Origin of the sequence: Shewanella japonica (assembly GCF_002075795.1) — a bacterium.
In the GTDB taxonomy this organism is placed as follows: Bacteria; Pseudomonadota; Gammaproteobacteria; order Enterobacterales; family Shewanellaceae; genus Shewanella; species Shewanella japonica.
Window position 1 is genome coordinate 4,595,263 of record NZ_CP020472.1, and the last position, 10,867, is coordinate 4,606,129.

Annotated in this window: 6 protein-coding genes; 4 read left to right on the plus strand and 2 right to left on the minus strand. The window is 42.3% G+C overall.

From position 1 onward, the window contains the following. Positions 1-16 precede the first annotated feature (16 nt). The 3 genes from SJ2017_RS19555 to SJ2017_RS19565 all read left to right on the plus strand — a co-directional run bounded on the left by SJ2017_RS19555 (position 17) and on the right by SJ2017_RS19565 (position 8,735). Positions 17-3,664 carry a S8 family serine peptidase gene (locus SJ2017_RS19555; protein ID WP_080917061.1) on the plus strand — a complete coding sequence of 1,216 codons (3,648 nt, stop codon included), beginning with the start codon at positions 17-19 and terminating at the stop codon, positions 3,662-3,664. 342 nt (positions 3,665-4,006) lie between these two features. Continuing rightward, a complete protein-coding gene (locus SJ2017_RS19560; RefSeq protein ID WP_080917062.1) occupies positions 4,007-6,121 on the plus strand; it encodes a winged helix-turn-helix domain-containing protein in 2,115 nt (704 codons plus the stop codon). Between the two features lie 154 nt (positions 6,122-6,275). Continuing rightward, positions 6,276-8,735, plus strand: a complete 2,460-nt coding sequence (locus SJ2017_RS19565) for an alpha/beta hydrolase family protein (RefSeq protein WP_080917064.1) — start codon at positions 6,276-6,278, stop codon at positions 8,733-8,735. A 76-nt stretch (positions 8,736-8,811) separates the two neighbouring features. Here the strand turns inward: SJ2017_RS19565 and SJ2017_RS19570 are convergent, their stop codons facing one another. Next, positions 8,812-9,759, minus strand: coding sequence for a LysR family transcriptional regulator (locus tag SJ2017_RS19570; RefSeq protein WP_055025534.1), 948 nt, complete (start codon positions 9,757-9,759; stop codon positions 8,812-8,814). A gap of 197 nt (positions 9,760-9,956) precedes the next feature. Between SJ2017_RS19570 and SJ2017_RS19575 the strand changes: the two genes are divergently transcribed. Next, positions 9,957-10,379, plus strand: coding sequence for a hypothetical protein (locus SJ2017_RS19575; RefSeq protein WP_080917065.1), 423 nt, complete (start codon positions 9,957-9,959; stop codon positions 10,377-10,379). Between the two features lie 6 nt (positions 10,380-10,385). Here SJ2017_RS19575 and SJ2017_RS19580 read toward each other — a convergent pair whose 3' ends face one another. Beyond that, positions 10,386-10,745: an HMA2 domain-containing protein gene (locus SJ2017_RS19580; protein ID WP_065110374.1), complete on the minus strand. Its 360-nt coding sequence runs from the start codon at positions 10,743-10,745 to the stop codon at positions 10,386-10,388. Between the last annotated feature and the right edge of the window lie 122 nt (positions 10,746-10,867).

A 10,867-nucleotide genomic window follows, 5' to 3' on the forward strand; every position in this document is an offset into this window, starting at 1 on the left:
TTTGAAGGGAAACCCTATGTCATTTACTAAGTCAAAACTAGCGACGTGCATTGCAATCGCCTCAATGATGCCAGCAGCTAGCGTCGTTGCCAGTCAGTCTGATGTGTTGTCACCTTACTCAGCCTCAGCTCAACAAACCGAAAATGCGACCTTATATGTTTACTTATCTGATAAAGGGTCGTTAACTAAAGCAACTATCAACAACAAAAGTAAATTTGCCCAGCGCCTACAACAAATAGAAGCAAGCCAGCAGCAAGTGATTAATAACATCATGGCACTTGATGGCAATATCAAGACGCTTCCTGGTTCTAAACTCGTAGGTAACTTTATTCGAGTACAAGCCGACAGCAGCTATATTGAAAAAATTAAACAACTTGATGGTGTACAAGCCGTGGTTGTGGCTGCAGCACCTATTAGCGTGCCAACAAATGCACTTCGTACAGCAACAAGTCCTTCGATTAACTCTATCACTCCAGCTTCTGCGCCAGCATTTTCTGACGACATGACAGCGGGTGAAGGCGTTAAAGTTGCCATCATTGGTAGTGGTGTTGATTATACCCATACAGGACTTGGCGGCGATGGCAGCGATGAATCCTATGCAACAGCAATGGAGAATGCCGTTAATGCATTTGATGGTTTTCCAACAGATGTGGTTGTTGAAGGGATGGACTTAGCCAGTGATGCAGGCTGGGGATTAGATCCAAACCCAATCGACCAAAATGTGTATTTTACCCGTGATTACGACGGCGCGACACACAATACAGGTCACGGTACTCGACTTGCCAGCGTTGTTCACGCTTTAGCGCCTGCAGCCAAAATTGCAGCGTATAAAACCTCAAATGTGTCTGATCCATATGGCTACGGCTATAGCTTGTCATCAGAAACTTCAAGCACATTTATGTTGGCTCTAGAATACGCTCTTGACCCAAATCAAGATGGTAGTTTTGACGATCGAGCAGACATCATTGTCGTCGATGCATTAGGTGGTAATGCATTTTATGCTGAGCATGATGATGGCGTATCAGGTGCAGTGATTGAAGCTTATGCAATTGAAATGGCTTCGGCATTAGGTAGCTTAGTGGTAGTTAACGCTGGTAATGGCGGAGAGTGGTACGACAATAGTTTTAATATGACATGGCGCGGCGCCGCGCCGAGTGCATTAACAGTTGGTGGCATGGTTGCTGACGAAGAAGACAATATGATGGTCACAGAAAAGACCCCATATGGCCCAGTTCGTGGTGCATCAACATTCAGTAAACCTGATATGGTCAGCTACGCTGAAGATATCGAAGTCGCCGTTGTCGGTGGTGGCGATGAAATGGACACCCAATCTGACACTGTCATGGCTGCTGCCCGCATGGCTGCGGCCGCTGCGGTATTAAAATCAAAACGCCCTTCATTGTCGATGACTGAAATCAAAGCATTGCTTATGAATACAGCCAACAACAAAGTCATGGATCTAAACAACAAGCAAGGTGAATTAACGCTTATTGGTAGCGGTGCTGAAAACCTTGAAGACGCATTAGCTTCTGCAGCGGTTGTGTGGGAAAAAGGCTCATATCAGCCTAACCTCAGTTTTGGCTTTTCAGAAGGCACTGGCACGCAGCGTTATACCAAACAAGTGCAGCTTAAAAACCTTTCAGAAGAAACCGTCACATACGATGTTGCCCTAACAAGCATGGGCAAAGATGGCGACATGGCGCTGACTTGGGAGCACCCAGCCAATATCAGTGTCCCTGCAGGACAAACGGTCGTTTTCCCAGTCACTATGGTTGTTGATTACACCAAGCTGGCTAATTGGCCGATGAAAATGGGCAGTGATTTAACTATTGAAAATTGGCAAAAAATCGAGCTTTCAGGCCAGCTGCAATTAATGGCTGAAGAACGACCAACACTGAGTGTGAATTGGCTTGCCAAACCACGTGCGAAAACTTCTATCACCCGTCACTTTGATACGTATGAAGAAATATATGGTACTGAGTTTACTCAAAAATTTAGCGAAACAGCTGGTGCATATGCACAGCAATTTACCAATGACAGTGAAACAGAAACAACATTTGCCGTGTTTCCTGCCATGAAACACCAACCCAACATCAATGTCGGCAAAGAGCATACCAAAGGTAACATGCTCAACACGGTTGCTGGTGGTATTTATGATGAAGCGATGTGTTCGTCAGGTAAAAAAATGGTTGTTGCTGGCCGCTTCTTTGAACCGAATGATGTCGGGATGGCGAACCATTTTGATAAAGCGGGTGCTGCACTTGTCTATTGGAGTACTTACCAAGAGCAGTTTGTTATCGACAACGAACTCGATAAAGCAGTTAATGGCGATCCTTATGCATGGGATGAAGCGACTCAAATGGTCATGAGTGGTTTTATTGAAGCTGATGAAAATGGTCAGCCACATTCCTACTACATTGATTTTAACAAAGAGTACGACTGGACCGATCATTATGGCCGCTACACAAAATCTAGCTTACCCACGTATGTCACAGGTCATGGCCAAAACTTTGTCGCACAATACTGTCTCGATGACTTATATCATGGCGAAAACATGGCGAGCTTAGAGGACTTTGACCAAAACCAAGGCTGGCTTTTTGGCACCGACCGCGACGCTTTAGCAAACCTTGGTGAACCCATTATTCTGTTTAATCCGGTCAAATATGGTAAGACAACCACAACTGAGTATTTCGACTGGTTTACCGGCGAAATGGTCGAAACACAAAGTAAAGATGGTGGACTACCATTAATCTCTCGCTTAGTGGAAGAAGGTGAAGCCAAACATTACAGCCCGATGGTCACTCTAGCCGCTGGCGAAACAGCCGAACTTGCGATGGCAAGTGAGTGTAACTTTTCTTTCGGGTTTGGTGGCGGTGGCTGTCAAAATGACGGGATGTTAATCATGAGCCTGGAAAATAACTGGGCAATGGCGACGCCTATGGGCCAAGGTGATTATGCCTTTATTCCACATCCCAAAGACGGCCAAAGTCACAGCATTAATGAAGATGCTGAAATGGGAGAAATGGTTGCCCATGTTGAACTGGATGCAGAAACCTTCTTTGCTAATGGTCAATATGAAGCAGAATGGTCTCCATACACACTGGCATTAGCCAAAGCAATTCCTGGCGATCCTTTCTCGGTTGCAAACAACGGAGAAATCACCGTCAACAACCCTGATGCTATCGATTATGATGCAGGCCACATGAGCTATGACTTAGAAGTCATTGGCTATCAAGGTAACGCATACACTGCGGTATCGACAGTGACGATTAACATTAATAACGTTAATGATATTGCACCAGCAATTATCGCTGAAATGCCAGCTGTCACCATGGATGCTCAACAAGCGGCTGAAATTGATGCCTCAATGTATTTCAGCGACGCTGAAGGTGATGCACTGACATTTAGCGCGACGGGTCTACCTGAAGGCATCAGTATCGACAGTAAAACAGGTATGATTACTGGTACTGCAGCTGCTGGGACTTATGAGGTGGTAGTAACAGCTGATGACATGGTCAATAAAACCGAAACTAGCTTTACCATGACCATTAATGCACCTGTGGCTGAAGCGGCGCCAGAACCTAAAAGTGACGATGGTGGTAGCTTTGGCTGGTTAAGCTTAAGCTTGCTCGCTTTACTCGGGTTACGCCGCAGACAACACTAACCTTAGATAACATCTAAAATGAATAAAAAGCGCCTTAGGGCGCTTTTTTATTTCCCGAGATACAAATTGAAACATTAATTTAACATTTAAGCAATATAACTTAAGGCGCTGTAATTGTTATAAAAACACTCCTATCAGTAAACATTATCCAAGATCCCAAAATTCTTGGCGTATTTCAAAAAATAATAAATCAGTTATGTTACTCAAAGCTATTTGGTCATGCCTAAAACGCATTAATAAAATATACCAGCACCGTTAAATAATATTTTTAGGCACCATAACCAAATATTACTCTGAACATAATAACGAATAGAAACACGCTCAGGAGTTTATGCTGTTAATATGATTTCCCTTCCTTATCAGCGCTACCAGATTGGTCAATGCATTATCAACTGTTACGACATGACCATCACCTCAGAAAACAATACGGTTGCCTTACCTGCAAAAGTATTCGAATTTTTGAAATTATTGCTGCTTCATCCTCAACAAACAGTCACTAAAGAACAAGCAATTGAAAAAGTATGGCAAGGTAATATTGAAGTAGGAAAGCGTGGAACAGGGAATGCCATTTGGCAGTTACGAAAATCATTTTCTGAGCTTGGACAACAGCCTGAAGATTACTTCAAAACCGTCACAAAAGTGGGTTACCAGCTATTAATTGATCCGGTCCCCATTACTAAGGTAGTCACTCATCAACAGCAAAAATCTGATAATAAAAAGCCCATATTTATAGGGTTTTCTTTGGCGTTAATTGCATGTATTGCATTTTTTGTCAGCCAAACAGCAACCAAGTTAACCCAGCCTCCGATTAATGCTCAGGTTAAACCAGAGCGAATCACACATTTTGAAGGTGTAGAAGAGCGACCATCCATTTCACCTGATGGACGGTTTATGGCGTTTCAATGGCGTAAAAGTGGGACAAAAGGTCAGTTATACATTAAGAATTTACAAGACGAAGATGCCCCACTAAGACAAATTTCAATGAGTCACGATACCGAAGCAACGCCAAGCTGGTCGCCTGACGGACAATCATTGGCCTACCTAAGAACCACAGTCGATAATCAGTGTTTTGTACATGTTCGTGATCTCATCACAAACCAAGATAAGCAACTGGATAATGCCTGCGTTAGTAAGGGGTATTTACACAGTCTTGAATGGTCGCCAAACGGTAAAGCGCTTGCGTATGTCAAAGCGACCACTGATGCATCAGCTATTTTTAGCTATCAATTCGATACTCAGGAAGTGACTCAGTTAACCACACCATTAGCTGGTGAGCATGACCTAATGATGAGCTGGTCAGCAGACTCAACTCAGCTTGCAGTCATGCGAAGCCAAGATAACATGCAAGCAAAGATCATGCTGTATTCACTCGATAGCAACACCACAACCAACCTCATTTCAGATGAAACCCTTATCATTGGAATGGACTGGGAACATACACAAAATCAATTGTATTTTACCGCGCTAAGGGAAGCGGACTTTGTCATACAACGATACGACTTCGACACCCAAACATTAAGCGCTTTTCACCAAGATGAAACCATCAGCAGCATTACAATCAATGAAGCTAACCAGAGCCTGTATTATGCAAGGCATATTTCACAAGAACACATCACACATCGCTCGTTAAAAGATGGGCAAATCATCAAACAGCTTATCTCTTCATCTCGCGATTTATATGGACAATACTTTACCGCAACCAACGAATTAATCTTTTTATCTAATCGCTCAGGGAACTGGGAATTATGGCTTAAGCGTCAAAATGAAAATATGATGCTAACCAATGATATCGGTATGATTTCAATCCCTTCCCCTTCTCCAACAAGTTCTCTGTATGCTGCGCCTATTCGCACCCATGGGATTGACTACAATGAACTGTACTTAGGTGATACTCAAAACCAAACCTTAGCAAAGATTGAACAAGTGAAAGGCAATGTGCGCTACGCATCTTTTTCTAATGATGGTAGCGCTATTTATTACTCGGCATTTGTTAACGAACATTGGGGATTTTATCACTTCGACCTTGCCACAAAAAAAGTCAGCCTACTCCTTGATAAAAATATAAAATTTGCCATCGAAGACGATAAAAATGGTATTTACTACACGTTAGATAATGAGCCTGGAATTTATTATTGGGCCATCAACGATGGGGCAGTTATTCAAGCCGCTAATGATGAAGGCCAAAGCACTCACACCAAAGTGAATGACTCACTGAGAGCCAAAGATTGGGGCAGTTTTTTCTATCAACAAAATGCCTTGTATTACCTTGAGCGAAGCGATGAGAATGACCTCATTCAAAAACGTGATGCCAATGGCCAAATCAGTACAGCGTTTACCTTACCAGCAATGAGTATTCGCAATGAGCGCAGCCTTGCCAGTAGCACTGACGGTCACTTAATTGTCAGTATGCAGGGTATCAATGATGCTGATATTTATCGTATTCCACTATCAGACTAGCCATGAGTTCTAAAAAATTGTGACATATTCTTTTACAAGCCAACTAAGTTTAACGAATTAAAACATGGTGCATAAGCGCACAATTTTTGACACACTGTAGCGCTAATTTTGGGTTTAAATTCAAGCAAAGAATTAATAACAACAAGGATGCCCCATGAAAGCACTTTCACTGGTTTGTGCCAGTATCGCTTTGGCGTTTTCAGGATTCAGCCACAGCGCAGAAATCGACCATAGTCATATTCAACAATTTGGCCCTGTCGCCATTCCCACTTCACAATCTTTATCGGCTGGCAGTCACAGTGATGCTCTAAGAGCCAACCTTGCATCAAGCTTGTCAGCTAATAGTGATATCGATATTTTTGGTAAAAGCTACCAATGGCAAGCTGTTGATACTAAAACAGCAGCCGGTTGGGTTGACTATAAAGTCCAGCTTAGTGCAGAGCGATTTACCCAAGGTACATTAACGGTTTCAGGCCTTAATGAGCCGCAGATATACCTTAACGGTGTGCTATTTGAAGCATCTGCTAAAGCTGAAATTGCACTGCAAAGTGGCGATTACCAATTCATGATTTTAGCCGATGGCAGTGATGATGAATCGGAGTTCAGTATTGACTGGCAAGGTAAGTCAGATATTGATAATCCGAGTTTTACAGCAACTAAAACCCATCGCGTGTCTCCTGAGCAGTTGTTTGACTCTGAAGTCGTCACGAGTCTGAACCTATCGCCAAATGGCAAATATTTACTCCAAAGCAAAAGCCATTATCCGGCCAATAATGACAATAAGCCTGTCAGTGTCACCGAGTTAATCAGTACCTCAAGTAAAGATGTGCTTTATCGTTGGCAGCACAGTGCTCCAGCAAGCGCCGCTTGGACAAATAACAGCAAACAATTGGCTTTTGTTGCCGACAATCAAATACAACTGCTCACTGTAGATGGCATTAACCTTAATATCCTCGCTAATGACATGGAAAACGTCTCGGGCCTTCAATGGTACGGAGATAACTTACTATTTAGCTGGGAAAAGCCCTATAAAGCAGACGAAAAAGCAACCAATAAACGCTTCCAAGCCCTGCAAGATAGATGGAGTTACTGGCGAAACAACAGCCAAATTTATCAATTAGATGTTAAATCAGGCTTCATTCGCCAGTTAACCAATGACAAACTCAGCAGCTACTTGCTCGACAGTCATGCCGACAAAGAAACACTACTGCTGACTCGTTCACCTGTTGATTATAAAGAACCTGCTCATAGCTTAACTCAACTGGTTGAGTTCAATGTAAAAGACCTATCTGAAAAGCTCATTGGTGAATACCGTACCTTCAATTCAGCCACTTATACTGATGATGGAATGTACATCATGGCCGGGCCTGATTTTATGAACGGTCTAGGTGTTCAAGACACTAGCGTGGTTGTCAATAACTATGATGGCCAGCTTTACTGGCGTAGTAACGAAGGTAAAGTCACCGCTCTCAGCAAAGACTTTGATCCTGCTATTGGCGGCGCAGCAAAACTGAGTAATGACGACTTAGTATTGCGCGTTGGCGAAGGCGACCGTGGCCAATTATATTTGTTCGATATTAGCAAAAAGCGCTTTAATAAAATTAATGCAGGCATGGATATGGTTAATCGCTTCAGCGTAGCCAGCGACTTATCAAAACCTGTTATTGCTTACGCTGGCACCTCTGCCACCGTGCCACAAAAAGCTTACTTGATGAAGTCGGGTAAAAAGTCACTGCTATTTGATAGCCAAGCAGCCAGTTATGCTGATACGCGCTTAGGTGATATTCAAGACTTTGATTTTACCAACAAACATGGCCACAACATTGATGGCCGTGTCTATCTGCCTGTTGATTTTGACGCCAATAAACAATACCCAGCACTTGTTTATTACTATGGCGGTACATCGCCAGTAACCCGTAACTTTACTGGTCGTTGGCCATTTAACCTATGGGCTGCGAAAGGTTATGTCGTGTATGTACTACAACCCAATGGTGCAACAGGTTATGGTCAAGCGTTTAGTGGTCGTCACGTTAACGCTTGGGGCGACTACAGCGCTGATGATATTATCGAAGGTACACAAGCCTTCTTGAAGGCACATAACTTTGTCGACCCTAAACGTGTTGGTAACATGGGCGCCTCTTACGGCGGCTTTATGACCATGTATTTAGCCACTAAAACCGATATTTTTGCCGCTTCAATGGCACATGCTGGGATCAGTAATTTATCAGCTTACTGGGGTCATGGTTGGTGGGGTTACGGCTACTCAGGAATTGCGAGTAAAGGCAGTTTCCCATGGAATAACCGTGATTTGTATGTTGAACACAGCCCGCTTTATAACGCCGACAAGATTAACACCCCAATGTTATTGCTGCACGGTAATGCTGATACCAATGTACCTGTAGGTGAAAGCCACTACATGTACACCGCATTAAAGATGCTAGATAAACCAGTTGAACTCATTGAGTTTAACGGCCAAGACCATCATATAAATGGTCGCCAAGCTCGCTTTGATTGGTGGGATGCAACCTTGGCATGGTTCGACTTACATTTGAAAGACGAGCCACAATGGTGGAACACGCTTTATCCTGAAACTAAAGCAGCTGAGTCTGAGTAAGCTTTTATGACAGGACAAACCTAACCAATAAAAAGCCCTGATGATTCAGGGCTTTTTAATTATTCAGACACAAGGATTACTGATATAGCTGTTTGTAGTTGGGGATATGTTCGAGCCAAAATGGCGGTGTACCGATATATTCTTGCACCGCCTTAATGAACTCACTGACTAATAAAGTCTGTTTTCGATGTGGGTATACCGCATATATGCCTGTATCCATCGTTGATAAACCATAGTTAGTCAGTAATGGTACTAACTTAGATTGCGCGATAGGCTCTTCTAAATTAAACAAATCAATCAAGCTGTAACCGAGTCCAGACTTAACTGCATCGATTAACGTTCGCACATCACTGACTTTATAATTACCACGCATTTTATACATTTTATACAAATCGCCATGGGGAGTTTCAGTTAAGCACATCTGATCTAAATTCACATTACCATTGCCGTAGACCACTGCGGGCAGTTGAATCAGCTCTTCAGGTGTCATAGGCATACCATGTTCTTGAATAAAGCATTCTGACGCCACAATGGCAAAGTGAGTTTTAGCAATTTTCCGTGCAATTAAATTCGACTCGGTGAGTTTGCCAACTCGAAATGCCACATCAAAATGGTCTGTAATAATGTCAGTGCGCTTATCATCTAAGTTTAGGGTGACTTTTACCTCAGGGTATTGCTTCATAAAACGGGTGATCACTGGCTGCAAATATAATTGGCCAAAATACACCCCAGACGTAATGCGAATAATCCCCTTAGGCTTTGACTGGTATGAATCTGCAATATTTTGAACTTGGGATAAGGTATCAGTCAGCTGTAACGCTTGAGCTAAAATCTCTTCTCCAGCTGAGGTTAATGAAAACGAACGTGTTGAACGATTCAATAACTGCACACCAAGTTCCGTTTCTAATTTTTTAATCTGTTTAGACAGCAACGAATTGTCCATGTCATGCAAAGTTGCAGCCTTGGTAAACGAGCCTTGCTGAACGACATCAACAAATAGCGCCAATTGTTTGGTTAAAGACATGAAATTACCGTTAATTTAATTCGATGTGTGACTAATAATGACCTAATTAGTCCAACTTAGGGAGTCAATTTATAAATTGTTCTGGGATGAATAACCTTAGCAAGTATAAAAAAACCACAACCAAATGAGAATAATATTTATTTACGTTGTAAATTTTGCTATTTTATCATCAAGTCCATGACGTAGTAGGCATTACAGTGAGTTCAAAAAGCGCGCTAAAAAAGCTAAAGAAGAAGTCAAAAAAATTGACCAATAAGTCATTAAAGCAATTGAATGCGTTAACGGCAAACACCAGTAAAGTCACCTTGCTTAATCCACAACTAAAGCAAGAGCTTAACCAGTTGTCAGGACAAGTTGTTGGTAATGTTGTATCGGAACTTATTCAGCCACTCAATCCAGTTTTATCATGGTTTAATGACAGTGGTCAGCCATCTCATATTGCGCCTGTTAGCCGCGTAAAAATGCCTATCTCTACAGCAAAACCTGCAGCGACAAACGCCGTCCAAATTCAGCCACGTTCGATTGCGCAACTGCCGCTAAAAACGCCACCTTGTAAACGCTGTCCTGCACTCGCTGGGGGGAATTGTAAATGTGCGATGAAAAAATTTAATCTGAATTAATAACCATTAAACGCTTAGAATAACGCGGCTGATTGATGGCCCAACGAGGCGAGATAATGCAATACCTGCCATTCCTTTTACTAGCGTTTTAGTACCCGCAATAACAGCACTCTCAACGAATGATGACTTACCGCTTTCAACTAACCAATCATGACTTTCTAGAATTTCTAACAAGCTTTCACAATCAAGCTCATTATCATCAAAGGTAATTGCGACTGAACCTGCATGGCATTGGTGTTTAATATGTTTGATAGCATCAATTTCATTTAGCTGCTCAATAAGCTCAACAACTTGATCTTTATTGTGGCGAATATATTCAGATCTCACTCTTAATCTTTGCTTTGTTTTATGAACATAAACACTCATCGAACACCTCTATAATTGATAATCATTATCATTACACCAATATTATCACTGACAGCAATTGTACGTAAAGCACTCGATCACATTTTTGACCTTCAAACATTATTTCTTTATCCCTGTTCTGC